This is a genomic window from Enterococcus sp. C57 (genome assembly GCF_040887305.1).
Classification (GTDB): Bacteria; Bacillota; Bacilli; order Lactobacillales; family Enterococcaceae; genus Enterococcus_B; species Enterococcus_B hirae.
On the sequence record NZ_JBFOFP010000004.1, the window covers coordinates 19,835 to 45,551 of the forward strand.

The following is a 25,717-nucleotide window of genomic DNA, read 5'->3' on the forward strand; positions in this document are numbered from 1 at the left end:
ATTAACAAGCATTTGTTAATGAAGCAAACTCTTTTAGTGTTTATAATCGTTTTTTTACAGGTTCTACTACTAGATAACGATAAGGCTCGTCTCCTTCAGAATGAGTTTTCACATATTCATTCTTGCTTAATGCCGCATGGATTTGTTTTCTCTCAAATGCCGGCATTGGTTCTAAGAAGACTGGTTGACCGGATTTAATTGCTTTTTCGGCAGTACGATCTGCTAAGCGTTGAATGATTTCTTGTCTTTTTTCACGATAATTACCAACGTTTACTACTACAGATAGTTTATTTTTAGCAACACGGTGAATGAAAACTTGTGCTAAATACTGTAAAGCATTTAATGTTTTGCCGTGTTTGCCAATTAAAATCCCTTGTTTTTGTGTATCTAATTGAAAAACGACGGTATTTGCTTCGCGGGTCATTTTTACTAAAGCTGGCGCATCTAATTGCTTGGTAATATCCGTGAGATAGACTGCTAATTCCGTTAAAGCTGCTTCATCGCCTAATTCACTGGTTTCTACTTCTTCTGGTTGGTCTTCTGTGAAGACTTCAATGGTTTCAGTTTCTTCTATCGTTTTTTCTAAAGGTTCTTCTAAAACTTCTTCTACCGTTTCTTCAATTGCTTCTGAAACAGTTTCACTAATTGAAGGTTCAATCTTAAGACGAGCATTCTTACGCCCGATCCCAAGAAATCCTTTCTTACCTTCATCTAGTATCTCAATTTCAACTTGCTCTTTATCCAATCCTAAATCGTTTAAACCAAGTTGGATTGCTTCATCAATTGTCGCAGCTTCATAAATCGGCATTAGCATTCCCTCCCTTATTTTTTACGTTTTTTCTTCGGACTCATGGCTTTTTTCAACGCACGTTCTTTTTCACGAATACGTTGAGCTTCTTCTTCTCGCTCTTTTCTAATCTTAAATGGATTATTGATTAGTAATGTTTGAACGACTTGGAAAGCATTAGATATTACCCAATATAATGAAAGACCACTTGCTAAGTTGACCCCCATAACTAAGATCATCACAGGCATCACAAAATTCATGATCTTCATTGATGCATTTGATTCAATTTGACTCATGCTACTTAGATACGTACTTGCAAAAGTAAATACCGCAGCAAGGATCGGTAAAATAAAGGTTGGATCTGCTGTTCCTAGATTTAACCATAAAAAGTTTCCTTGTTTTAATTCAGGCACACGTGAAATCGATTGCCATAACGCCATCAAAATCGGCATCTGTACTAACAACGGTAAACAACCAGCATATGGGTTCACATTATTTTCCGCATATAAACGTTGTTGCGCTTCACGTAACTTACTTTGTGTCTCAGGATCTTTTGAACTATATTCTTGTTGTAGTGCTTTTAATTTTGGTTGAAGTTCTTGGGTTTTTCGCATACTCTTGGTTTGAAAATGCATCAACGGCATCAAGATCACACGAATGATCAAAGTGAATAAAATAATCCCAATCCCTGCATTTCCAAATGACAATGCCTTGATCGCTTCTGCAAAATAATAAACGATGTAGCGATCCCAAATTCCTGTGCTTTGTGCACTTACTTCTCCAGTTCCACAACCGGATAAGACAACGACTAGACTGATAATGCCTGCCATCAAAAGTAAACGTTTGTATTTCTTCACTTACTCTTTTCCTCTCTATCGATTATTTTTGCAAGTTTTAAGACATGGACTAGATTGGAACGAATCTCATCGTAAGTTAGTCCCTTGACACTTGGTCTTGCAATCACGATAAAATCCAATTCCGGATCGATCTGTTCTTTTACAGAATAGACCGCCGCACGAATCTTACGTTTTACCTCATTGCGACATACTGCATTGCCCACTTTTTTACCTACTGAAAGCCCGACACGAAAATGTGGCTGGTCTTTTTTTTCTAAGCGGTAAACGACAAATTTACGATTAGCAAATGACGTTCCTGTATGGAATACGTTTTGAAACTCTCGTTCTTTTTTGACTCGATACGCTTTTCTCATTCGTTTTCTTTCCTTTTCTATCTTTCACTTACGTCCATAATCATAACATATTTCTCTTTATTCTTTCAGCTTTTCCCTAAAAAAGGGCATAAAAAAAACCACTGAAACCCCAGTGGCTTAAGCTGAAAGAACTTTTCTTCCTTTACGGCGACGGCTTGCTAAAACACGACGGCCATTTTTAGTACTCATACGTTTACGGAATCCGTGAACTTTTTGACGTTTACGTTTATTTGGTTGGTATGTTCTTTTCATGTATTCCACCTCCAAAATTTCTTATCTACTGTTAAAACACAGACATACTTTGATAGTATAACGACAATCAAGGTAATTTGTCAATATAAAATGAAAGGAAACTTCTGGATTTATGCATTCTATTTTTCCACAGTTTAGTTTTTTTCGTGTGATTCGTTTGTGGAAAAAGTTATACACAAGATTTATCCACAATTATTTTTTAGGGTTTTTTACACAGAATAAACACCTGTAAAAAAAGTAATCCACAAACAGTCATTTATCTGTGAATTGAATGCTTAACTCCTTGATAAACAAAGATTTTTTATCCACAACCTACCTGGGATTTCTGTCTTTAAAACACACTTATCCACCTGTTGATTAGTGATGTGGATAAGTATTTTTCCTCGTTGTGATTTTTTTTGTTTTTTTCTCTCTTAATTTTGTGGATAATCTCAAATAAAAAATTTTTTCTGCTCTTTCTGTGGAAAACTATATGAAAAAATGATAAATTAGTACTAGTTATTCACTTTTTAATGAAGGAGGAAGCCTTATATGGTATCCCTCGATGCTTTATGGAACGAATTAAAAACAACTTATCAAAAGGATCTCTCACCTGCGAGCTATAATACTTGGATCGAAACCGCTCATCCACGTTCATTGGATCAGAGTCAATTAGTCGTCGAAGTACCAAGTAAAATTCATAAAGAATATTGGGAAAAGAATCTAACAACCAAAATTGTTGAAGTTGGTTACATGCTAACTGGAAAAGAGATCATTCCAAGGTTTGTAACTGGTGAAGAGGTGGAGCAAGAAGTCGTCGAAGAAATCAAAAGTCCTAAAATACCTGTTGCAAATCCAATAAAGAAGGCGATGTTGAACCCAAAATATACATTTGATACCTTCGTTATCGGTAAAGGAAACCAAATGGCTCATGCGGCAGCTTTAGTCGTTGCAGAAGACCCTGGTTCCATTTATAATCCTTTGTTCTTTTATGGTGGTGTCGGCCTTGGTAAAACCCATTTGATGCATGCTATCGGACATCAAATGTTGTTAAGCGAGCCTGATGCAAAGGTCAAATACGTTAGTAGTGAAACATTTGCCAATGACTTTATTAACTCGATCCAAAATAAAACTGCAGAGGAATTTCGCCAAGAATACCGAAACGTCGATCTTTTGCTGGTCGATGATATTCAATTCTTTGCTGAAAAAGAAGCAACACAGGAAGAATTTTTCCATACTTTCAATGCACTCTACAATGAAGGAAAACAAATTGTATTGACGAGTGATCGTTTACCAAATGAGATTCCAAAATTACAAGAACGTTTGGTTTCACGTTTTGCGTGGGGATTGTCAGTTGATATCACACCACCCGATTTAGAAACGAGAACTGCGATTTTACGTAAAAAAGCAGCAGCCGAACGTTTGGAAATACCCGATGATACCTTGAGTTACATTGCCGGACAAATTGATTCAAACATCCGTGAATTAGAAGGAGCACTCGTTCGCGTTCAAGCATTTGCTGCGATGAATAGTGAAGATATCTCAACTAGTTTAGCTGCAGATGCACTGAAAACACTAAAATCTGGTAAAGGTCATCCACAATTATCTATCTTACAGATCCAAGAAGAAGTCGCGAAATATTATCATATTCAGTTAAAAGACCTAAAAGGAAAAAAACGTGTCAAATCAATCGTTGTACCGAGACAAATCGCTATGTACTTAGCAAGAGAGCTAACGGATAGCTCTTTACCAAAAATTGGTGCTGAATTTGGTGGGAAAGACCATACAACAGTGATTCATGCTCACGAAAAAATCCAGCAATTAATGGAATCAAGTGTCAGCATGCAAAATGAAGTATCCGAAATCAAAAATTTCTTATTAAATTAACTTTGAAAAACGAAAAAACGCTTTGTGGATAAAATCAAAAAAAGCCTAAAAGTTATACACAGATTTTCCACAGCTGTTTTTTCTTTTATTTCTTGCATTTTTTTAGTTTTCCACAGAATCAACAGTACCTAATACTTTTATTATTTATATATTAACTAATAATAAATAAACGCTTAAAGGAGACACAACATGAAAGTAACTTTAAATCGAGCAAGTTTTATGCAAGAATTGCAAACTGTTCAACGTGCTATTTCAAGTAAAACCACTATTCCAATCTTGACTGGAGTCAAAATTACTTTGACTCAAGAAGGATTAACGCTAACTGGGAGTAATGCAGATATTTCTATTGAAACTTTTTTATCTGTTGAAAATGAAAAAGCCCAAATGCAAATTGAATCAACTGGAGCAATTGTGTTACAAGCTCGTTTCTTTAGTGAAATTATCCGTCGCTTACCAGAAGACACCTTTACTCTTGAAGTCTTAGAGAATAAACAAGTAGCCATTACTTCAGGAAAAGCCAACTTCTTAGTCAATGGGTTAGATGCAGACAATTACCCTCATTTACCTGTCGTTGAAAGCCATAATCAAATGAAATTACCGGTACATGTCTTAACGAAATTGATCAATGAAACAGTATTCGCTGTCTCACAACATGAAAGTCGTCCAATTCTAACAGGGGTCCATTTTATTTTAGAAGGAAATTCTCTTTTGGCTGTCGCAACTGATTCCCACCGTCTAAGCCAACGAGTGATTCCAGTTGAACAAGCAGCTGATCATTTTGATATCGTGATTCCTGGTAAAAGTCTGACTGAATTATCTCGTTCATTGACAAATGAAGAAGAAATCGTTGAGATCAGTATCATGGAAAACCAAGTACTCTTTAAAACAGAAAACATGTATTTTTATTCCCGTCTGTTGGAAGGAAACTACCCCGATACGAATCGGTTGATTCCTTCAAGCTTCAACACAGAAGTAGAATTTTCTGTTCCAAGTTTCCTTGCAGCGATTGAACGTGCCTCATTACTTTCTCATGAAGGACGTAATAATATCGTTCGTTTATCCATCCAATCAGATGCGGTGATTCTATATGGAAACTCACCTGAAATCGGAAAAGTAGAAGAAAGTCTGAATTATGTGGCAAGTAGTGGGGATCCTTTGGATATTTCCTTTAACCCTGATTACATGAAAGCTGCGTTACGTGCGTTTGGTGATATGAGTATCAAAGTGAAATTTATTTCTTCTATTCGTCCGTTTACATTAGAACCAACAGAAGATGGTGTTCAATTTATCCAGTTAATCACACCAGTACGTACGAACTAATCTGTATATCATTTTGAAAAAGTAATGAAAAAAACAAAAAATAAACAAAAAGCCATAAAATCACTTTTAAGGCTTTTTGTTTATTTTTGTTTAAAACACCTTTTTTCGCTTAAATCGTCTTATATGGAAAAATATATGGATAAATTTGTTTTATTGCCTAAAAAAAGGTATAATAGAGTATACATTTATTAATGAAAATGAGGGATGAACATTGAAACAACAAGTCATTCTAAAAACAGAATTTATGACGTTGGGTCAAATGCTAAAAGAAGTCACAGTAATTAGCAGTGGTGGACAAGCAAAATGGTATTTAGCTGAAAACACTGTCTTGGTAGACGGCGAACCAGAGAATCGTCGTGGACGAAAACTTTATCCCGGCATGATGGTTGAAGTTCCAGAAGTGGGAACTTTTTTTATGGTAAAAAAAGGAATAAACGATAATGAGGCTGAATAAGCTGTATCTAAAAAATTATCGAAACTATCAGGAATTAAAGATTACGTTTACTAAAAACCTTGTCATTTTTTTAGGAGAAAATGCCCAAGGTAAGACGAATCTTTTGGAAAGTATTTATGTTTTGGCTATGACGAGAAGTCACCGTACCAGCAGTGAGCAAGAATTGATCGGATGGCAAGGCGAGCAAGCACTGATCCAGGGCGAAGTGACAAAAGGAACCTCTAAGATTCCTTTGGAGATCCTTCTTTCAAAAAAGGGACGCAAAACAAAGATCAATCATATCGAACAAAAAAAATTAAGTAGCTATGTTGGTCAATTAAATGTCATTTTATTTGCACCTGAAGACCTTTCATTAGTAAAGGGTAGTCCGCAGATCAGGCGAAAATTTCTTGATATGGAGTTAGGACAGATCAATCCGATCTATCTTTACGATTTGGTTCAATATCAAGGTATCCTAAAACAAAGAAATCAATATTTGAAACAACTGAATGAAAAAAAACAAACAGATTTACTTTATTTAGATATTTTATCTGAACAGTTAGCTGAATTTGGAAGTAAAGTATTGAAAGCACGTGCACAGTTTGTTCGACGACTGGAATTTTGGGCAAATACATTGCACCAACAAATCACCCATCAAAAAGAGCAATTAGAGATTGAATATGTCACCTCGTTTTCTTCTTTAAGTACACAAACACAAGAAGAGATCCAAACACAATTTTTAGAATTGTTGAATCAAAACAAAAAGAAAGATATGTTTCGCGGAACAACGACAATTGGACCACATCGTGATGATCTTTCTTTTTTCGTCAATCAAAAAAACGTGCAAACGTATGGTTCTCAAGGACAGCAGCGGACCACTGCTTTAAGTGTTAAGTTGGCTGAAATTGATTTGATCAAAGAAGAAACTGGGGAGTATCCAATTCTTTTACTTGATGATGTAATGAGTGAGCTAGATGATAATCGCCAACTACATTTACTAGAAACGATTGAAGGAAAGGTACAGACTTTCTTAACAACAACGACACTTGATCATGTAAAAAACAAAATGACTGTTGAACCAGAGATTTTTTATGTTCAGCAAGGGGAAATAAAAGGAGAAGAAGGCTAAATGACAGATGAAAAAAGTTTAGTAGAACGTGCAAAAGAATATGATGCCAGTCAGATCCAAGTTCTTGAAGGACTTGAAGCCGTTCGAAAACGTCCTGGTATGTATATCGGCTCCACAAGTTCGGAAGGATTACATCACTTAGTATGGGAAATCGTTGATAACTCTATCGATGAAGTCCTAGCAGGATTTGCGACGAAAATCCAAGTAATAATTGAAAAAGATAACAGTATTACTGTCATCGATGATGGCCGAGGTATCCCCGTTGATATCCAAGCCAAAACTGGTCGTCCAGCGGTAGAAACGGTGTTTACGGTACTCCATGCTGGTGGGAAATTCGGCGGAGGCGGTTATAAAGTATCTGGTGGTCTTCACGGGGTAGGTTCTTCGGTTGTAAATGCGCTCTCCACTCAGCTTGATGTAAAAGTCTACAAAGATGGAAATGTGTACTATCAGGAATATCGTCGTGGTGCTGTTGTCGATGATCTGAAGATTATTGAACAAACCGATCGAAACGGGACAACTGTTCATTTTATACCAGATCCAGAAATCTTTACGGAAACAACAGTTTTTGATTTTAATAAGCTAGCGACCCGTATCCGCGAATTAGCATTCTTGAACCGGGGAATGAAGATCTCGATTGAAGATAAGAGAGAAGAATCTCCAGTAGTAAAAGAGTACCATTATGACGGTGGGATCAAGAGCTATGTGGAATATTTGAATGCAAATAAAACGGTCATTTTTCCAGAGCCAGTTTATTTAGAAGGAGAACAACAAGACATCACGGTAGAAGTTTCCATGCAATATACCGATGGTTACCACTCCAACATCATGAGTTTTGCAAATAATATCCATACTTATGAAGGTGGTACGCATGAATCTGGCTTCAAGACAGCGTTGACACGTGTGATCAATGACTATGCACGTAAACAAAAATTGATGAAAGAAAATGATGATAACTTAACTGGTGAAGATGTGCGGGAAGGACTGACCGCAGTAATTTCGATCAAACACCCAGATCCACAATTTGAAGGGCAAACCAAAACAAAATTAGGTAATTCTGAAGTTCGGACAGTAACAGATCGTCTGTTTAGCGAGCATTTCATGAAATTCTTGTTAGAAAATCCAAGTGTTGGACGACAAATCATTGAAAAAGGATTGTTGGCTTCTAAAGCACGTCTAGCAGCGAAACGTGCCCGTGAAGTAACCAGAAGAAAAGGCGCATTAGAAATCAGTAATTTGCCTGGTAAACTGGCGGATTGCTCAAGTAATGATCCAGAAAAATGCGAATTGTTCATCGTCGAAGGAGATTCTGCCGGCGGTTCAGCAAAACAAGGGCGAAATCGTGAATTTCAAGCAATTTTACCGATTCGTGGGAAAATCTTAAATGTTGAAAAAGCAAGTATGGATAAAATTCTAGCCAATGAAGAAATCCGCTCTTTATTTACCGCTATGGGAACAGGATTCGGTGAAGACTTCGATGTTTCCAAAGCTCGTTACCACAAATTAGTGATTATGACGGATGCCGATGTCGATGGTGCCCATATTCGAACATTGCTCTTAACCTTGTTTTATCGTTATATGCGCCCAATTGTTGAAGCGGGATATGTTTATATTGCACAACCGCCGCTATACGGGGTAAAACAAGGGAAAAAAATCACGTATGTACAACCCGGTAAAAACGCTGAAGAAGATTTGAAACAAGTAGTTGCTTCTCTACCAGCTACACCAAAACCAAGTGTTCAACGATACAAAGGGTTAGGTGAAATGGATGACCATCAACTATGGGAAACAACGATGGACCCTAGCAATCGTATGATGGCTCGTGTTAGTGTGGATGATGCTATCGCAGCTGATCAAATTTTTGAAATGTTAATGGGTGATCGAGTGGAACCTCGTCGTGCATTCATTGAAGAAAATGCCCATTATGTGAAAAACTTAGATATTTAGTCATGAAGGAGGAAAAAAGATGAGTGAAGAAATCAGAGAGAACATCCATGATGTCAATCTAACTAGCGAAATGAAAGACTCCTTCATCGATTATGCGATGAGTGTTATTGTTGCTCGTGCACTACCGGATGTTCGAGATGGGTTAAAACCTGTTCATCGCCGTATTTTATACGGGATGAACGAATTGGGTGTGACCCCAGATAAAGCCCATAAAAAATCTGCCAGAATCGTTGGGGATGTTATGGGTAAGTATCACCCCCATGGAGACAGTGCTATTTATGAATCCATGGTACGGATGGCACAACCATTTAGTTATCGGTACATGCTAGTGGATGGACATGGTAACTTTGGTTCTGTCGATGGTGATGGAGCAGCTGCGATGCGGTACACCGAAGCACGTATGAGTAAAATTGCCACGGAGATGCTACGGGATATCAATAAAAATACTGTAGATTTCCAAAGTAACTATGACGATACAGAAAGGGAACCAGTCGTACTTCCAGCACGCTTTCCTAATCTGCTAGTTAACGGAACAACAGGGATCGCAGTTGGTATGGCGACGAATATCCCCCCTCATAATTTATCTGAGGTAGTAGCAGCGATCGATCTATTGATGGAAAATCCAGAAGTAACAACCAATGAATTGATGGAAGTTTTACCTGGTCCCGATTTTCCAACCGGTGGTCTCGTGATGGGTAAATCAGGTATTCGCCGTGCTTACGAAACGGGGAAAGGCTCAATAACTGTTCGAGCAAAAGTAGAAATCACGGAGATGCCTAATGGCAAAGAACGAATTATCGTAACGGAACTTCCTTATATGGTCAATAAAGCAAAATTGATCGAACGAATCTCTGAATTACACCGCGATAAACGGATTGAAGGAATTACGGATTTGCGTGATGAGTCTTCCCGTGAAGGAATGCGGATCGTTATCGATATCCGCCGTGATGCAAGTGCTTCGGTTATTTTAAATAACCTGTATAAGTTGACTTCATTACAAAATTCATTTGGTTTCAATATGCTGGCCATTGAAAAAGGCGTTCCTAAAGTACTGAGTCTTAAACAAATACTTGAAAACTATGTAGAGCATCAGCGTGAAGTGATCACTCGCCGAACGATTTTTGAAAAAGAAAAGGCAGAAGCACGAGCTCACATTTTAGAAGGTTTACGGATCGCATTGGACCATATTGATGAAATCATTGCAATTATCCGTGGGTCTAAATCTGACGATGAAGCAAAAACAACGATGATTGATCGTTTTGAATTATCTGATCGACAAGCACAAGCGATCTTAGATATGCGTTTACGTCGTCTAACTGGTTTAGAACGTGAGAAAATCGAAAATGAATACCAAGAATTATTACGATTGATCGAAGATTTAACGGATATTCTTGCTCGTCCAGAACGTGTGACCGAAATCATCAAAACAGAGTTAGCAGAATTAAACCAACGTTTTGGTGACAAACGTCGTACAGAATTACTAGTGGGTGAAGTTTTAAGTCTTGAAGATGAAGACTTGATCGAAGAAGAAGAAATCGTTATTACACTCACGAACAATGGGTATATCAAACGTTTAGCGAACAATGAATTTAGAGCACAACGTCGTGGTGGACGTGGTGTACAAGGAATGGGCGTGCATAACGATGACTTCGTCAAAAACCTTGTCTCTTGTTCGACACATGACACCTTGCTGTTCTTTACCAATAACGGGAAAGTCTATCGTGCCAAAGGATATGAAATTCCAGAATATGGTCGAACTGCGAAAGGAATCCCGATCATTAACTTGTTAGGGATCGATTCAAGTGAAAAAATTCAAGCAATTATTGCAGTCACCGGTGAAGCTCAAGAAGGACATTACCTCTTCTTCACTACTCGTCAAGGAACGGTGAAACGGACCACCGTAACTGCTTTTGCGAATATCCGCAGTAATGGATTGATTGCGATTGGCTTAAAAGAAGACGATGAATTAGTCAACGTGTTGTTAACAGATGGTCAATCAAACATTATCATTGGTACACATGATGGTTATTCGGTAACGTTTGCGGAAGGAGCTGTTCGGGACATGGGACGGACAGCGTCAGGAGTTCGAGGTATTCGTTTAAGAGAAGACGATTATGTGATTGGTGCTGCCTTGATGAATGAAAATCATGAAGTCTTGATCATTACTGAAAAAGGCTATGGTAAACGAACGAAAGTGAAAGAGTATCCAGTGAAAGGTCGCGGCGGTAAAGGGATCAAAACAGCCAATATCACTGAAAAAAATGGTCCATTAGCTGGACTAGCCACGATTGTTGGAACAGAAGATATCATGCTGATCACAGATAAAGGCGTTATTATTCGTTTCAATGTCTCAACTGTTTCTCAAACTGGACGTGCTACACTTGGCGTACGTTTGATCAAAATGGAAGCTGATACGAAGGTTGTGACAATGGCGGCCGTCGAGCCAGAAAGCACAGAAGAAACTGAGACACCAACAGAGACCGTGGAAGATACCACAATAGATAAAACAGAAGAATAGTCAAAAAACAGGGCTTGTCTCAGCGATGGGAAGCTTGTAAAAATAAGCCACAACCTCCGATACACAATGATTATCGGAGGTTGTGGCTTATTATTGTTTTATGTTTATGGATTCTTTTGCAACATAAAAAAGAATCCACCTACGAATAGCTCTTGTAGTTTTTATACTTTGTTATTGTAGGAGATCGTGTTTTTCAAGAGATTCAAAAAGAGAACTTTCGGCAGTCATTTAGTAAAGCATTTTATTAAAAACTTCTTTCTACACTATTTTCCCTTCAGCTTATTGCTTTTTTCACTCTATACGTGTATAATTAAAGATTGTGAGTAGTCTAATTTATTAGAAAACTCTCCTTGCTCTTGGGAATCTAAGAGCCGAAAGTCCATAGGGAGGTGAAAATCAATGGAAAATACGAAATATGAAATCATGTACATTATTCGTCCAAACATTGATGAAGAAGCAAAAACTGCTTTAATCGAACGTTTCGATGCAATCTTGAAAGATAACGGAGCTGAAGTTATCGAATCTAAAGATTGGGAAAAACGCCGTTTAGCGTATGAAATGAACGGTTACCGTGAAGGTATCTATCACATCGTTAAAGTGTCTTCTCCATCATCTGCAACTGCTGTCAATGAATTTGACCGTCTTGCTAAAATCAACGACGATATCATTCGTCACATGATCGTGAAAGAAGAAGCATAATTTATTGTTTCATGTGGAACAATAGAACAACGATGAGAGGAGATGAATCTTTTGATTAATAATGTTGTACTAGTTGGACGTCTAACTAAAGATCCGGATTTACGATATACATCAAGTGGCACTGCAGTAGCAACGTTTACTTTAGCTGTTAATCGTAATTTTACTAGCCAAAACGGCAATCGTGAGGCTGACTTTATTAATTGTGTGATTTGGCGTAAATCAGCAGAGACATTAGCAAACTATGCTCGTAAGGGGACTCTTTTAGGAGTTACTGGACGTATCCAAACTCGTTCTTATGATAATCAGCAAGGACAACGTGTATACGTAACAGAAGTAGTTGCTGAAAACTTCCAATTATTGGAAAGTCGTGCTGCATCTGAAAATCGTCAACAAACTGGCGGTTACCAAAGCTCTGGTCAATCGACAAATGATTTTGGCGGAAGTAATAACTATAATCAAACATCTCAATCATCCAACGGTATGCCTGATTTTGATCGTGACAATTCTGATCCATTTGGTTCAAGTTCAACGATCGACATTTCAGACGATGATTTACCATTCTAAACGAATTTGATAGGAGGGAAATAGAATGGCACAACAAAGAAGAGGCGGACGTAAACGTCGTAAAGTAGACTATATTGCTGCTAACCATATTGAATATATCGATTATAAAGATATTGAATTACTAAAAAGATTTATCTCAGAACGTGGAAAAATCTTGCCACGTCGTGTAACAGGTACAGGCGCTAAAAACCAACGTAAAATTACTGTTGCTATCAAACGCGCACGTATCATGGGCTTACTACCTTTCGTAAGTGAAGATTAATTGAAATAATGAAACGAGGAAATGGTTTTACTACCGTTCCCTCGTTTTTTACTTTTTGAGAATGAATGTTTAGATGTTTTATTATCAAAAAAAAGAGTGTCATCTATACTTAGAAGAATCATAGAGAAAAGCATCCACGATTTTCGTTTAGGATTGGGGATAAAGAATACTATCTTTAAAAATTCCATCTCCCCAAATCTGACTTTCCGACAAGCTGCTCTCAATCAACTCGATCGGTTGCTGATTGACTAAGATCATTGCACAACGGTAGCCAGCGAAAGGTTGATAAAGAGGCATGATGATTTCTTGTCCTTTCAATGCTAGTTCAATGTTATCGACTGTAAAAGCAACATGTGCTTCTTTTTGAATGATTGGATCAAGACGACAATCGGGACCAAAGGCATGGAGTTCGATTGGCATAGATAAAGAATTTTTCACATCCAGTGAGTACATATCGAATAAAGGACTATACTTTGTTCCTGGGTGATCTTTGATTTCTTCCAGATCGATTGGTTTACCGATATGATGGAAGCTTAATTTGTTCATTTTATTCATATAATGCTCCTTTGCCTTTTCTGAATTGCTCATTTGAACATTCAAAGTAGTAATAATTTGCTTTATTTCGGTTTGAGGTTAGATGATAACTGTCATTTCAAGGTTGAAAACAAGTTATTCTACCATTTTTTTTAATACAGTGAAAAGTATTTTCAGTTAAATAATCAAGCATTTGTTTAGTCGCTTGAATACGGGAAGTTATGGTAAAATTAAACTAATCAACTATGGGAGGAAGAAGATGGAAAAAGAAAAAGAAAACTTAACCCCTAGACCTCTCTTCATTTTTTTATTTCTATTGCTTGAAGTACTGGTTGTATTATTTATGCCATTTCGTTTTGTTAGCGCTTTGGTTGTGCTTTTGATGAACCTTTTTGGCTTACGTTATTGGTTGAAATTAAAACGATGGCTAATGATAAAAAATCGTGAAAAAATCCAACAAGCCTCAACGGTGGCTGAGAACAATCTTGCTTATGTCTCCGAAGTGATGCCAGTAGGAGTGATTGCGTACCAACCAACAAGCCAAAAAATTGAATGGTTGAACCCACTCGCCTTAAAAATCAAAGATCAAAGTAGCTTAACAGAAGAAGAACTATTAGATGCTTTCTTTACGGCAAAAGAGAAAAAGAAAAAACAAGTATATTTAGCAGATCGAACCTTTCAATTTGAAATGGATACAGTAAAAGGGGTCGTTTATTTCAACGATATCACTCAAAATCAATTGTTGAAGCTCCATCAAACCAACAGCCAACCAGTGATTGGTATCTTATCAATTGATAATTATGCAGATGCTATCGATAAGTTAGATGACAAAGAAATTTCTTATCTCAATTCGTTTGTGACTACAATGGTGTCTGATTGGATGAATGAATACCATGTCTTTTTTAAGCGGATCACTGCAGAACGCTTTTTCTTTGTAGCACAAATGATTGATTTGAAAAAAATGATGGACAAAAAATTTGATCTGTTGGATCGTTTACGTGCAGAAGCAGAGCGACAAAATTTGCCAATTACTCTAAGTATGGGGATTGCTTACGGGCAAGATTCGTTAGATGAAATTGGGGGAGAAGCCCAAAATAATTTGGACATTGCTCTAGTTCGAGGTGGCGACCAAGTTGTCGTGAAAGAACTACGTGAGGGAGCAAAACCTGTTTACTATGGAGGAAAATCAGCTAAGTCAGTCAAACGAACCCGTGTGCGGTCACGAGCAATGAGTACTGCGCTTCGTAAGATTTTTACTGAAACTGGTGATGTATTTATCATGGGGCATAAATTCCCCGATATGGATGCCATTGGTTCAGCATTTGGGGTAAGTTGCTTAGCTCGTTTCAATCAAAAAAAAGCGTATATCGTACTTGATGAAAACGAGATTATTCCAGACGTAGAACGATGTTTAGAGGAAATTCATAAACACCCTGAACTAGAAGCACAGCTGATTTCGCCCAAAAAAGCGATGGAGCTTAAAAAAGAAGAAGACCTGCTAGTTATGGTGGATTACCACAAACCCTCGCTATCGATCTCTCAGAGCCTATATGAGCAATTTGATAAGATCGTTATTATTGATCATCATCGACGTGGGGAGGAGTTCCCAAGTAAGCCGCTGTTGACGTATATCGAATCTTCTGCTTCTTCTGCTTCAGAGTTAGTGACAGAACTAATTCAGTATCAAAGCAATCGCACGAATCGCTTAGATCGTTTTGAAGCGACGTTGTTATTGGCAGGCATGACTGTTGATACGAACAGTTTTAATGTACGCACAACGGCACGAACTTTTGATGTAGCAAGTTATTTAAGGTCTTGTAGTGCGGATGCTTCCCTAGTACAATATTTATTGAGTTCAGATTTAGCAACCTATTTGGAAATCAGCCATTTGATTGCACAGAGCGAATATGTAACTTCAGATATTGTCGTAGCAGCTGGGACAGATGAAAAGGAATATAATAGTGTGATCGCTGCGAAAACGGCAGACACCCTCTTATCAATGATCAATATCAATGGGGCTTTTGTCATCACGAAACGAACGGACGGGCTAGTCGGGATCAGTGCTCGTAGTTCGGGCACGATCAATGTTCAAGTGATCATGGAGTCTCTTGGCGGCGGCGGTCATTTCACCAATGCAGCGACCCAATTGGAAGGTGTCACAGTAGAAGAAACCAAACAGCGTTTACTTGCTGCAATCAAAGAAAATAGGAATCAATTATATGATAAGGAGTAATGGATATGAAAGTCATTTTCTTACAAGATGTAAAAGGTAAAGGAAAAAAAGGTGACGTTAAAGAAGTACCGAATGGTTACGCACAAAATTTCCTATTAAAAAATAATTTGGCAAAAGAAGCAAATAAAAGTAGTATTAGCCAATTAGCTGGACAAAAAAAGGCACAAGAAAAACAAGAAGCTGAAATTTTAGAAGAAGCAAAAGAACTAAAAGGATTTTTAGAAAAAGAAGAAACGGTTGTCGAACTGAAAGCCAAAGCTGGTGAAGATGGACGTTTATTCGGTTCAATCCCTTCAAAACAAATTGCTGAAGGATTGAACAAGCAATACAAAGTAAAACTAGATAAACGAAAAATCGAATTGAATAATCCAATCCGTACGTTAGGTTACACGAACGTACCAGTCAAATTGCATCATGAAGTGACTGCAACGATCAAAGTGCATGTGGTAGCAGAATAGCTACCTCACCAATCATTTCTGTTAGCAGTCTCTTCAGGTTCTGTAATAGGACTTGTTGAGAAATGATCGCAGAGATTGAGAGTTCTTTTCAAAAAGAAAATCAGCCGGATTTTGATGAATCATGTCAAAATCCGGCTGATTTTCTTCATTTAATGGTAAAGATATTTGATAGGATGGTATAGAAAGCATACTTTCTTTTCGATTGATTTTAGCTACTTTATTCTTACAAGATTATGTGCTTTTTAATACCCTAGATCAAAAAAGTGGGACATTAACCAGATTTTTTTGTTCATGCCCTAGACTCTTTAAGCTTAGATTATTTTTTCTTGCGATATTTCAAAAATAGTAATATCATCACAAGGATTGTTGAATAAATTAATAAAGTTCCCAGTCTCATATACTACACTGCGTTTGTGACGTTAAACTGCAAATCGGAAATTCTGCTGTTAAAGTCATCCGCACTCCTCCATTTGATCTATTTTTACTAATCATTGTTTTTACATCACTTTGACCTTGATCGCAACGTTTGGCTAATACTGCAGCACCAATAATTGTCCCAACTACAGCTCCAATCACACCACCAATTACAGCACCATAACCCGCACCATTTACTGCTAAACCAACAGAACAAAAACCTAAATAGTCTCTTCAATTAGCTAATCCTGTCTTACTAGTGGCATAATCGTTGATACCACCATTAACAAATTTTTCTGACCACCCGGTAGTATCGTAAAGTCCTCGTGCGAACGTATTGTCACCATAAGCATAGTGGACTTCAGCGCCATCATATTTTAAGATAAGAGACTAGATCAAAGCTTTTGTTTCTGCTGAGTCTGGCTGATTCATTAACTGTTGTTTGATCTCTGGACGATTCACTTCTTGCACAAAATTTTTGTATAATTCATTGGATTCGACAATCGTGACTTTATCTAGTTGAAAATGGTTTTCAGCTGGTACACTAGCGGTTTTCTCAGCTGCATCAACGATTTGTGTTACTCCTGGTACTACAGATCCAAATAAAGACAGACAAGACAATAAAATAGCAACGAGTTTCATTTTTTCATGACAAACTTCCTCCTAAAATTTTTTGTGCGGACTAGAAAACGTTTTCTGTAATGAATTCTAGCACAATCAATAGTATATAGTATTAAATAATCATAAGTGATCTATTTTTTGTCAAAAATGAAAAAATAGGAAAAAATAAAAAAGTTTCCTTTTTTTTCTTTTTCGATTATGATAAAACCTATTGAACATATAGCTAGTTTGGTACTAGCGTAAAGGATTACTTGACTGATATACTTTTTATAGTTGTTAACTTTATCAAGGGGTCTTCGTTCTCAAAGTTTTTGCTAGTTTAAGATTTTGCTGGATTTACGTGTGTATTTTCTGTACTTATTCTTGACATTGACTGTCTCTTTTATTGATTTCGAAAGATAAGCAACCATTAAACTCACTTTTTTAAAGTGACTTTTTTACGATTTTCTTGTAAAATAAAGCAATTGAAGACAAGGAGCGATATGTATGAATGAAGTGTGGCAGGATCGAATTCCACCGCAAAATATTGAAGCTGAACAAGCGGTTTTAGGATCGGTTTTTTTAGATGCTGAAACGATCATTGATGCCATGGAGTACATAGAACCGAAAGACTTTTATCGTCGGGGACATCAAATCATTTTTGAAACAATGATCGAGTTAAATGACCGTAATGAAGCAATAGATGTAGTGACTGTAAAAGATCGGTTGGAGCAAGCGAACTTATTAGAAGATGCTGGTGGGTTAAGCTACCTTTCAGATTTAGCGTTAGCTGTGCCTACTGCAGCAAATATCGTCTATTATGCGAAAATCGTTGAAGAAAAATCATTGCTCCGCACACTGATCCAAACAGCTACTGGGATCGTGACAAAAGGGTTTGAACAAGGGGAAGAAGTCCAGTCGATTCTGGATGATGCCGAGCGCAGTATTTTAGAAGTATCAGAAAAAAGAAACCGCAGTGGCTTTCTATCTATTGCAGAAGTCTTGAACTCAACCATTGAAAATATTGACCAACTGGCCCAAAATAATGAAGAAATCACAGGATTACCGACTGGATACCAAGGACTTGATAAAATGACAGCAGGTTTTCAACCTGAGGAATTGATCATCCTAGCAGCTCGGCCTGCGGTAGGGAAAACAGCTTTCGCATTAAATATAGCTCAAAATGTCGGGACAAAAACCGATCGTTCAGTTGCTATTTTTAGTTTGGAAATGGGGGCTGAATCGCTTGTCAATCGGATGCTTTGTGCGGAAGGATCGATCGAAGCAAGCCATTTGCGTACCGGTCAACTTTCTGAAGAAGAGTGGTCTAATTTGATCGTTGCAATGGGTAGTTTGTCACGGGCAAATATCTTTATTGATGATACTCCAGGAATAAAAATTTCTGAGATTCGTGCCAAATGCCGAAAATTAGCGCAGGAAAAGGGAAATCTTGGATTGATCTTGATTGACTACTTGCAATTGATTGAAGGAAACGGGAGAGAAAATCGTCAACAAGAAGTATCTGATATTTCACGTCAATTAAAAAAGCTAGCTAAAGAATTAAAAGTACCCGTTATTGCGTTGTCCCAGCTTTCCCGTGGAGTAGAACAACGTCAAGATAAACGTCCTGTATTAAGTGATATCCGTGAATCGGGTTCCATTGAGCAAGATGCTGATATCGTAGCCTTCTTATATCGAGATGATTACTATGAAAGAGAAGGTGGCGAAGACAATGAGGATAACGAACCAAAAAACGACAATGTCATTGAAGTCATCATCGAAAAAAACCGTAGTGGTGCCCGTGGTACAGTAGAATTACTGTTTATCAAAGAATACAACAAATTTTCGTCGTTATCCCCGAGAGAAGAATATTGATTATAATATTGACTATAAAAAAGCACCTCCAAATTATCTCGTTAATTTGGAGGTGCTTTTTTAGCTATCGATCATTCCAACTGTTCTTTATCAAAAGAAAACGCAGCAGAATCACATTTGGGAAATAATAGTATAGTAAATTAGGAAGCAGTCTACCCTAGTAATCATTATTTCTAATAAGCAAAGATGTTTAGATTACGATTCTGTCAGTGGCAACGAGTAATAAACCCTAAAAAACTATCTTATTTGCTTTGTACTAAAGGAACTTTCTTCTCTGAATAGTTTGGTTTACACTAGTTTCTATTTAAAATTTATCATCGTTCGTTTTTCAAGCGTTTTTATAAAATAAATAAAAGAATCATTCGATTTTAGTTGAATAAGTAATGAGTTATTGTTACAATAATTCAGGATTAAATAAAATAAAACGAGGTGTTCAAATGTCATCTGTAGTAGTGGTAGGTACACAATGGGGCGACGAAGGGAAAGGAAAAATTACTGACTTTCTTAGTGAAAATGCTGAAGTGATCGCACGGTACCAAGGTGGCGATAATGCAGGACACACGATCAAATTCAACGGTGTTACTTATAAACTGCATTTGATTCCTTCGGGGATTTTTTATAAAGATAAAATCAGTGTGATCGGGAATGGTGTGGTAGTCAATCCTAAATCATTAGTCAAAGAGTTAGCTTATTTACATGAAAAAGGTGTAACTACTGATAACTTGCGTATTTCTGACCGAGCACATGTTATTTTGCCTTATCACATCAAATTGGATCAATTGCAAGAAGATGCAAAAGGTGAAAATAAAATCGGTACAACAATCAAAGGGATCGGACCAGCATACATGGACAAAGCAGCTCGTGTAGGGATCCGCATCGCTGACTTACTAGACAAAGAAATTTTTGAAGAACGCTTACGTTTAAACTTAGAAGATAAAAACCGTCAATTTGTAAAAATGTTTGATTCTGAGCCAATTGATTTTGACTCGATATTTGAAGAATATTATGAATATGGTCAACAAATCAAACAGTATGTTACTGATACATCTGTCATTTTAAATGATGCCCTAGATGCAGGAAAACGAGTATTATTTGAAGGCGCACAAGGGGTTATGCTGGATATCGACCAAGGAACCTATCCATTTGTTACTTCTTCAAACCCAGTCGCAGGTGGCGTAACGATCGGTAGTGGCGTAGGTCCATCTAAAATCAATAAAGTTGTTGGTGTATGTAAAGCTTATACTTCTCGTGTAGGAGATGGTCCATTCCCAACTGAATTGTTTGATGAGACGGGACAACAAATTCGTGAAGTTGGTCGCGAATACGGAACGACTACAGGTCGTCCACGACGTGTGGGATGGTTTGATTCAGTAGTGATGCGTCACTCAAAACGTGTTTCAGGAATTACTAATCTATCCCTTAATTCAATTGATGTCTTAAGTGGACTTGATACAGTAAAAATTTGTACAGCTTATGAGCTCGATGGAGAATTGATTTATCATTATCCAGCAAGTTTGAAAGAATTGAAACGTTGTAAACCTGTTTATGAAGAACTTCCAGGTTGGTCTGAAGATATCACAGCATGCAAAACACTTGCTGAATTACCAGAAAATGCACGTAACTATGTCAGACGTATTTCTGAACTCGTAGGTGTGCGTATTTCAACATTTTCTGTTGGACCTGATAGAACACAAACAAATATCTTAGAAAGCGTCTGGGCACAAATTTAAGCCATTCAGCTAAGTTCGTTGAGACAGGACATTCTTGTTCCTTAAGAATGAACGAAATAGCAGAAGTATAGGTAAGAATGCTCATGCGGTAAAGAAAGAAAACGTCGAAACTGCGAAATTTGTTTTTAACATTTTTGTAGATTTTGGCGTTTTTTTTCAATAAGTAATCAAAGTTGGTTTAGCGGTGAGCGTTGTTCTTCTTTTTAATCATCCATTAAAATTTTACGAAGACAATGGTTTTCCTTTTTACAAACATAGTTAACGTTATTTTCCATGCAAGAGATTTGCTATAATAGGAGTTAAGGGTAAAATGAAAAGTTGAAGGAGTTGAAGGGTGTGTATCAAATCGTAACCGATTCATGTTGTGATCTGCCTTATCAAGTGCTACAAGCAGCCAAGGTTGATTATTTATCAATGAAGATCCAGTTAGATGAAGAAGAATTAGTAGATGATCTGGGAAAAACGTTTAATTATGATCATTATATGGAACAATTAAGAAATGGGGCTACCCCAACGACCTCACAAATCAATGTGGGTCAATACTTAGAATTTTTCCGTCCTTACGTTGAACAAAATATTCCTATCCTTTATGTTGCTTTTTCCAGTGCTTTAAGTGGATCCTATAGTAGTGCGTTACAAGCAGTAGAATTATTAAAAGAAGAATATCCAGATCCACAAGTAAAGGTCTTTGATACAAAAGCCGCAAGCGTTGGGGAAGGGTTATTAGTATTGGAAGCTGTTCGATTGAAAAACGAGGGGAAAACATTAGAAGAGAACTTAGAATGGTTAGAAAACAATTACTTAAAAGTACATTCTTGGGTAACCGTTGATGATCTCAAACACCTTGAACGTGGGGGGCGTATCTCTAAAACTAGTGCTACACTAGGTAGTATTCTAAACGTGAAGCCAATTATCACAGTCGATCAGGAAGGACGTTTGACGAATATCAGCAAAGTACGAGGACGAAATAAATCGATACAAAAAATTGTTGAGGAAACTGTCAAAACCATTGTTGCCCCATTAGAACAAACTGTTTATATTGCTTATGCAGGCGATTTAGAAAGTGCTGAAAAAACAAAACAATTACTTGAAGAGAATATTAAGATGAAAGAAGTCAAGTTATATCCGCTTGGGCCTACCATCGCAAGCCATACAGGATATGGATGTATTGCGATATTCTCAATGGGAATCACTCGATAAAAAATTGTAGTCATTGTAGAAGAAATGCACCAAAAAAAGAACCATTCAGAAGAAAAAGAATATTCTTCGAGTGGTTCTTTTTTAGAATATAAAATAACTGATTTATATTAAGTTAAATCTTTTGTCGATAGTAAGTACTTCTTAAGTTTGCTATAATAAAGCCAGTAATTCGTGGAGTGTAAAAGATGGTAGCTAATCTCTTGAACAAGGGGTGATGCTTATGGTTAAGAGCTTTGTCCCTGGAAAGGAATAAAGTTGTCAGTGTATGAAGCAATACAACTCATGCTCGCATTTGCGACATTTGTGCTGTTGTTAATTGACAAAAAAGACCAAAAAAAATAACCATCTAAATCACTTTTAGCCGAGTTTTTAGATGGTATATATACCCAAAAAATAAAGCTACCGTCTTTTTAACGGCACGAATTACTGATGAAGGGGTTGTTAGAGCAATCCCTTTTTCATTTTCCATTATAGCTTATCAATTGGAAAAAAGTAAAGCGGTTGATTAAAAAATAGTTTTAAAAAAATGAAGGCACACGAATCAAATATATGTCAGGTAAAAAATAACGTTATTATTTAAAATTAAAGTTAATGAGGATAGTAAGTTTGTACTAAATTTGCTACAATAAAACCAGTAAATCGTGGAGTGTAAAAGATGGTAGCTAATCTCTTAGATAAGGGGTGATGCTTATGGTTAAGAGCTTTGTCCCTGGAAAGGAATAAAGTTGTCAGTATATGAAGCAATACAACTCATGCTCGCATTTGCGACATTTGTGTTGTTGTTAATTGACAAAAAAGACCAAAAAAAATAACCATCTAAATCACTTTTAGCAGAAGTTTTAGATGGTCACCATTCTAAAAAGGCTACCGTCTTTTTAACGGCACGAGTTACTGATGAAGGGATTGTTTGCGCAATCCCTTTTTCATTTTCTATTATAGCTTACACATCAGAAAAAATAAAGCGGTTGATTAAGCGAAATAAGAGAAAATGATGAATATAGAAAGTAAATGGATCGAAGGTGTCTTGGTAGTTGTGAAAGACAGTGTTTATCGTAGAAGAAAAGGACATCTCACCGACTGATGAGATGCCCCCGATAGGCTATTTTCTTAAGTCTACAATGATGTTGTCTTATTTCCAAAGCTCATCCAATTGTTTTTGGATATCTTTATTTTCTAAAAATTCATCATAGGTTGTATCTGCTCGATCGATAACACCTTTATCAGAAACGGCAATGATACGATTAGCCAATGTTTGGATAAATTGATGGTCATGTGAAGCAAAAAGGATAGAGCCAGTAAAGGCCATCAAGCCATCGTTTAGTGCTGTAATCGACTCTAGATCTAAATGATTCGTAGGATCGTCTAAAACTAAGACATTTGCTTTAGAAAGCATCATTTTAGAAAGCATGCAACGAACTTTTTCACCACCAGAAAGGACATTGACAGGTTTTAATACTTCTTCTCCAGAAAACAGCATGCGTCCTAAAAAGCTTCGTAAAAACGTATTATCGTCTTCTTCTTTACTTGCGTATTGACGTAACCAATCTAAGATCGTCAATTCATTATCAAATTCTTTCGTTGTATCTTTTGGTAGATAAGAATTGCTCGTTGTTACGCCCCATCTTACGGTTCCAGTATCAGGAGTGATCTCACCCATGATTACTTTAAACAAAGTTGTAGTTGTAATATCATTTTCAGCAACGAACGCAACTTTATCTTCTTTGCTTAAATTGAATGATATATCATTTAATATTTTCTTACCGTCGATCGTTACACTCACATTTTCGACCTGTAAAAGATCATTACCAATTTCACGTTCTGGTTTAAATCCAACGAATGGATAACGACGTGAAGAAGGTTGAATATCGTCAAGAGTAATTTTTTCTAACATTTTCTTACGAGAAGTTGCCTGTTTAGATTTTGAAGCATTCGCACTAAAACGAGCAATAAATTCTTGTAGTTCTTTGATTTGTTCCTCTTTTTTGGCATTGGCATTTGCTTGTAATTTTGCAGCAAGTTGACTTGATTCTAGCCAAAAATCATAGTTACCAACGTATAATTTGATTTTTCCAAAATCTAAATCTGCCATATGGGTACATACTTTATTTAAGAAATGACGGTCATGAGAAACAACGATAACCGTATTTTCAAATTCAATTAAAAATTCTTCTAACCAGTTGATGGATTGGATATCTAATCCATTCGTAGGCTCATCAAGGAGTAACACATCCGGTTTACCAAACAATGTTTGAGCTAAAAGTACTTTGACTTTTTGACCACCAGTAAGTTCACTCATCAATTGATGGTGCAATTCTTCTGGAATATTCAGTCCTTGTAGTAAAACAGCAGCTTCAGGTTCAGCTTCCCAACCATTTAATTCAGCAAACTCGCCTTCTAATTCAGCTGCTCGGATACCATCTTCATCAGTGAAATCTTCCTTCATATAGATAGCGTCTTTTTCTTTCATAACTTCGTATAAACGTTTATGTCCCATAATAACTGTTTCTAAAACTGTATATTCTTCATAGTCATAATGGTTTTGTTTCAATACAGCCATTCGCTCATCTGGTCCCATGGAAACGGTCCCCGTAGAAGGTTGTAAGTCTCCTGATAATACTTTAAGGAACGTTGATTTACCTGCACCATTTGCACCTATTAAGCCATAGCAATTTCCTGGAGTAAATTTAATATTAACATCATCAAATAGTTTGCGGTCTGAAAAGTGCAAACTTACATCATTTACAGTAATCAATTTTTTTCCTCACTTTATCTTTATAATATTTAACGAGCCTCCTAGAATTATATAGGGGAAAAGAGAAAGTTTCAAGGTAATCAATTATTCTTTGTGTTTCACGTGGAACATGGGAATAAAAAATACTAAAAAATTATGAAAGAGTGAAAAAATTTGTACTTATGAAGCAATGATGAGGTTCGAAGGTATCTAAGATAGAAAGGCAAAATGCTCGTTTATTTAGTAGAAGAATAAGTTGGTAATGAATATACGCAAATTATAAGAAGTAGTAGCTTTTACTAAAAATAATAGCAGCAAAAGCTGATCAGAAAAGAAATTACTTTTGCTTTTCATCACCAGCATATGTTTTGACGTTATTTAAAGAGAGCGTTAGTATAATAATAGATTAAAATGAAAGTTGGAATGAAAATGAATGAAAGAAAAACACTAGACTGGGGATCATTAATTTTAGGGATTTTATTTGTCCTTGTTTCATTAATCTCTTTTCAAGATCCTGTTGGTAATTTAGTGGCGATTGTCGTTGTTTTTGCTATTTTTGCCTTTTTAAAAGGAATTTTTGAATTATTTGTACGAAATCGCATGAAAGAATTGACAGGTTATAAAGGGAAAATGCCGTTGGTTATTGGTATCATTGATATTTTAGTCGGGATTTTCTTCTTGTTCAATATTGGTGCAGGAGTAGTTGCTTTACCATTTGTTTTTGCCATTTGGTTTATTGCCGACTCTATCTTAGCTTTATTTACAGCTGATTTAGCGAAAGGTTATAGCACAGGCTACTATTGGTTTACAGTAATCATCAATATTTTGGGTGTGGTATTAGGATGTATACTATTGTTTAATCCTATTTCCTCCGCTTTGACTTTAAGTTTTCTTGTCGGTTTTTATTTTATGATCTTTGGGATCAACCATATCGTATATGCTTTCAGATAAACAA

25 protein-coding genes are annotated in these 25,717 nt (G+C 36.7%); 17 read left to right on the forward strand and 8 right to left on the reverse strand.

Annotation, left to right across the window (positions count from 1 at the left end):
* Nucleotides 1–40: 40 nt before the first annotated feature.
* The 4 genes from jag to rpmH form a co-directional block, all read right to left on the reverse strand.
* Nucleotides 41–808, reverse strand: a complete 768-nt coding sequence (gene jag, locus AB5M32_RS05675) for an RNA-binding cell elongation regulator Jag/EloR (protein WP_063627680.1) — start codon at nt 806–808, stop codon at nt 41–43.
* 14 nt (nt 809–822) lie between these two features.
* Complete coding sequence (locus AB5M32_RS05680) at nt 823–1,644, reverse strand: YidC/Oxa1 family membrane protein insertase (protein ID WP_010720506.1); 822 nt, start codon at nt 1,642–1,644, stop codon at nt 823–825.
* Nucleotides 1,641–1,997, reverse strand: coding sequence for a ribonuclease P protein component (gene rnpA / locus AB5M32_RS05685; RefSeq protein ID WP_010720505.1), 357 nt, complete (start codon nt 1,995–1,997; stop codon nt 1,641–1,643). The genes AB5M32_RS05680 and rnpA overlap by 4 nt, the downstream gene beginning before the upstream one ends.
* Nucleotides 1,998–2,114: 117 nt before the next feature.
* A complete protein-coding gene (gene rpmH, locus AB5M32_RS05690) occupies nt 2,115–2,249 on the reverse strand; it encodes a 50S ribosomal protein L34 (RefSeq protein WP_002293121.1) in 135 nt (44 codons plus the stop codon).
* A 531-nt stretch (nt 2,250–2,780) separates the two neighbouring features.
* Between rpmH and dnaA the strand changes: the two genes are divergently transcribed.
* The 9 genes from dnaA to rpsR all read left to right on the forward strand — a co-directional run bounded on the left by dnaA (nt 2,781) and on the right by rpsR (nt 12,987).
* Nucleotides 2,781–4,115: a chromosomal replication initiator protein DnaA gene (dnaA, locus tag AB5M32_RS05695; RefSeq protein WP_010720504.1), complete on the forward strand. Its 1,335-nt coding sequence runs from the start codon at nt 2,781–2,783 to the stop codon at nt 4,113–4,115.
* Between the two features lie 189 nt (nt 4,116–4,304).
* Nucleotides 4,305–5,435: a DNA polymerase III subunit beta gene (gene dnaN, locus AB5M32_RS05700; RefSeq protein WP_010720503.1), complete on the forward strand. Its 1,131-nt coding sequence runs from the start codon at nt 4,305–4,307 to the stop codon at nt 5,433–5,435.
* Nucleotides 5,436–5,646: 211 nt separating this feature from the next.
* Nucleotides 5,647–5,889 (forward strand): S4 domain-containing protein YaaA, encoded by a 243-nt coding sequence (gene yaaA / locus AB5M32_RS05705; RefSeq protein ID WP_010720502.1) that lies wholly within the window; start codon nt 5,647–5,649, stop codon nt 5,887–5,889.
* On the forward strand, nt 5,876–6,997 hold the full coding sequence (gene recF / locus AB5M32_RS05710) for a DNA replication/repair protein RecF (protein WP_034697664.1): 1,122 nt from the start codon (nt 5,876–5,878) through the stop codon (nt 6,995–6,997). Before yaaA ends, recF begins: the two co-directional genes overlap by 14 nt.
* Nucleotides 6,998–8,944: a DNA topoisomerase (ATP-hydrolyzing) subunit B gene (gene gyrB, locus AB5M32_RS05715; RefSeq protein ID WP_010736776.1), complete on the forward strand. Its 1,947-nt coding sequence runs from the start codon at nt 6,998–7,000 to the stop codon at nt 8,942–8,944. It begins immediately after the preceding gene.
* A gap of 19 nt (nt 8,945–8,963) precedes the next feature.
* Nucleotides 8,964–11,462 (forward strand): DNA gyrase subunit A, encoded by a 2,499-nt coding sequence (gene gyrA, locus AB5M32_RS05720; RefSeq protein WP_010720499.1) that lies wholly within the window; start codon nt 8,964–8,966, stop codon nt 11,460–11,462.
* Between the two features lie 399 nt (nt 11,463–11,861).
* Nucleotides 11,862–12,161 (forward strand): 30S ribosomal protein S6, encoded by a 300-nt coding sequence (gene rpsF, locus AB5M32_RS05725; RefSeq protein ID WP_010720498.1) that lies wholly within the window; start codon nt 11,862–11,864, stop codon nt 12,159–12,161.
* Between the two features lie 51 nt (nt 12,162–12,212).
* Entirely contained in the window at nt 12,213–12,725 is a 513-nt protein-coding gene (gene ssb / locus AB5M32_RS05730) for a single-stranded DNA-binding protein (RefSeq protein WP_010720497.1), read from the forward strand.
* 25 nt (nt 12,726–12,750) lie between these two features.
* Entirely contained in the window at nt 12,751–12,987 is a 237-nt protein-coding gene (gene rpsR / locus AB5M32_RS05735) for a 30S ribosomal protein S18 (protein ID WP_002288370.1), read from the forward strand.
* A gap of 147 nt (nt 12,988–13,134) precedes the next feature.
* On the opposite strand, the gene AB5M32_RS05740 is transcribed toward rpsR, so the two are convergent.
* On the reverse strand, nt 13,135–13,542 hold the full coding sequence (locus AB5M32_RS05740) for a hypothetical protein (protein ID WP_063626388.1): 408 nt from the start codon (nt 13,540–13,542) through the stop codon (nt 13,135–13,137).
* Nucleotides 13,543–13,780: 238 nt separating this feature from the next.
* Here AB5M32_RS05740 and AB5M32_RS05745 point away from each other — a divergent pair, with 238 nt between their 5' ends.
* Nucleotides 13,781–15,754 carry a DHH family phosphoesterase gene (locus AB5M32_RS05745; RefSeq protein ID WP_063626389.1) on the forward strand — a complete coding sequence of 658 codons (1,974 nt, stop codon included), beginning with the start codon at nt 13,781–13,783 and terminating at the stop codon, nt 15,752–15,754.
* Nucleotides 15,755–15,759: 5 nt separating this feature from the next.
* Nucleotides 15,760–16,212, forward strand: coding sequence for a 50S ribosomal protein L9 (gene rplI / locus AB5M32_RS05750; RefSeq protein ID WP_010720494.1), 453 nt, complete (start codon nt 15,760–15,762; stop codon nt 16,210–16,212).
* A gap of 393 nt (nt 16,213–16,605) precedes the next feature.
* Here the strand turns inward: rplI and AB5M32_RS05755 are convergent, their stop codons facing one another.
* Entirely contained in the window at nt 16,606–16,788 is a 183-nt protein-coding gene (locus AB5M32_RS05755) for a hypothetical protein (protein ID WP_368024363.1), read from the reverse strand.
* A gap of 228 nt (nt 16,789–17,016) precedes the next feature.
* Nucleotides 17,017–17,268, reverse strand: coding sequence for a hypothetical protein (locus AB5M32_RS05760; protein WP_256736250.1), 252 nt, complete (start codon nt 17,266–17,268; stop codon nt 17,017–17,019).
* A gap of 465 nt (nt 17,269–17,733) precedes the next feature.
* On the opposite strand from AB5M32_RS05760, the gene dnaB reads away from it, so the two are divergent.
* The 5 genes from dnaB to AB5M32_RS05785 all read left to right on the forward strand — a co-directional run bounded on the left by dnaB (nt 17,734) and on the right by AB5M32_RS05785 (nt 22,843).
* On the forward strand, nt 17,734–19,101 hold the full coding sequence (dnaB, locus tag AB5M32_RS05765; RefSeq protein WP_010720492.1) for a replicative DNA helicase: 1,368 nt from the start codon (nt 17,734–17,736) through the stop codon (nt 19,099–19,101).
* Between the two features lie 437 nt (nt 19,102–19,538).
* Complete coding sequence (locus AB5M32_RS05770; RefSeq protein ID WP_010720491.1) at nt 19,539–20,831, forward strand: adenylosuccinate synthase; 1,293 nt, start codon at nt 19,539–19,541, stop codon at nt 20,829–20,831.
* Between the two features lie 336 nt (nt 20,832–21,167).
* Entirely contained in the window at nt 21,168–22,031 is an 864-nt protein-coding gene (locus AB5M32_RS05775; RefSeq protein WP_010736781.1) for a DegV family protein, read from the forward strand.
* A 261-nt stretch (nt 22,032–22,292) separates the two neighbouring features.
* Nucleotides 22,293–22,373 carry a putative holin-like toxin gene (locus tag AB5M32_RS05780; RefSeq protein ID WP_368024379.1) on the forward strand — a complete coding sequence of 27 codons (81 nt, stop codon included), beginning with the start codon at nt 22,293–22,295 and terminating at the stop codon, nt 22,371–22,373.
* A 383-nt stretch (nt 22,374–22,756) separates the two neighbouring features.
* Complete coding sequence (locus AB5M32_RS05785; protein WP_223603319.1) at nt 22,757–22,843, forward strand: putative holin-like toxin; 87 nt, start codon at nt 22,757–22,759, stop codon at nt 22,841–22,843.
* Nucleotides 22,844–23,160: 317 nt separating this feature from the next.
* On the opposite strand, the gene AB5M32_RS05790 is transcribed toward AB5M32_RS05785, so the two are convergent.
* The gene (locus AB5M32_RS05790) at nt 23,161–24,783 is read right to left on the reverse strand and encodes an ABC-F family ATP-binding cassette domain-containing protein (protein ID WP_010720489.1); all 1,623 of its coding nucleotides are present in this window, start codon (nt 24,781–24,783) and stop codon (nt 23,161–23,163) included.
* A gap of 408 nt (nt 24,784–25,191) precedes the next feature.
* Between AB5M32_RS05790 and AB5M32_RS05795 the strand changes: the two genes are divergently transcribed.
* Nucleotides 25,192–25,713, forward strand: a complete 522-nt coding sequence (locus AB5M32_RS05795; protein WP_053766578.1) for an HdeD family acid-resistance protein — start codon at nt 25,192–25,194, stop codon at nt 25,711–25,713.
* Nucleotides 25,714–25,717 lie beyond the last annotated feature (4 nt).

What these genes read in the sequence shown, in the direction of transcription:
- jag (WP_063627680.1), bottom strand. Translation starts at nt 808, where the DNA reads ATGCCGATTTATGAAGCTGCGACAATTGATGAAGCAATCCAACTTGGT.
- gyrA (WP_010720499.1), top strand. Translation starts at nt 8,964, where the DNA reads ATGAGTGAAGAAATCAGAGAGAACATCCATGATGTCAATCTAACTAGC.
- dnaA (WP_010720504.1), top strand. Translation starts at nt 2,781, where the DNA reads ATGGTATCCCTCGATGCTTTATGGAACGAATTAAAAACAACTTATCAA.
- gyrB (WP_010736776.1), top strand. Translation starts at nt 6,998, where the DNA reads ATGACAGATGAAAAAAGTTTAGTAGAACGTGCAAAAGAATATGATGCC.
- AB5M32_RS05770 (WP_010720491.1), top strand. Translation starts at nt 19,539, where the DNA reads ATGTCATCTGTAGTAGTGGTAGGTACACAATGGGGCGACGAAGGGAAA.
- recF (WP_034697664.1), top strand. Translation starts at nt 5,876, where the DNA reads ATGAGGCTGAATAAGCTGTATCTAAAAAATTATCGAAACTATCAGGAA.
- rnpA (WP_010720505.1), bottom strand. Translation starts at nt 1,997, where the DNA reads ATGAGAAAAGCGTATCGAGTCAAAAAAGAACGAGAGTTTCAAAACGTA.
- AB5M32_RS05740 (WP_063626388.1), bottom strand. Translation starts at nt 13,542, where the DNA reads ATGAATAAAATGAACAAATTAAGCTTCCATCATATCGGTAAACCAATC.
- rplI (WP_010720494.1), top strand. Translation starts at nt 15,760, where the DNA reads ATGAAAGTCATTTTCTTACAAGATGTAAAAGGTAAAGGAAAAAAAGGT.
- AB5M32_RS05760 (WP_256736250.1), bottom strand. Translation starts at nt 17,268, where the DNA reads ATGAAACTCGTTGCTATTTTATTGTCTTGTCTGTCTTTATTTGGATCT.
- rpsR (WP_002288370.1), top strand. Translation starts at nt 12,751, where the DNA reads ATGGCACAACAAAGAAGAGGCGGACGTAAACGTCGTAAAGTAGACTAT.
- rpsF (WP_010720498.1), top strand. Translation starts at nt 11,862, where the DNA reads ATGGAAAATACGAAATATGAAATCATGTACATTATTCGTCCAAACATT.
- AB5M32_RS05795 (WP_053766578.1), top strand. Translation starts at nt 25,192, where the DNA reads ATGAATGAAAGAAAAACACTAGACTGGGGATCATTAATTTTAGGGATT.
- dnaB (WP_010720492.1), top strand. Translation starts at nt 17,734, where the DNA reads ATGAATGAAGTGTGGCAGGATCGAATTCCACCGCAAAATATTGAAGCT.
- rpmH (WP_002293121.1), bottom strand. Translation starts at nt 2,249, where the DNA reads ATGAAAAGAACATACCAACCAAATAAACGTAAACGTCAAAAAGTTCAC.
- AB5M32_RS05745 (WP_063626389.1), top strand. Translation starts at nt 13,781, where the DNA reads ATGGAAAAAGAAAAAGAAAACTTAACCCCTAGACCTCTCTTCATTTTT.
- dnaN (WP_010720503.1), top strand. Translation starts at nt 4,305, where the DNA reads ATGAAAGTAACTTTAAATCGAGCAAGTTTTATGCAAGAATTGCAAACT.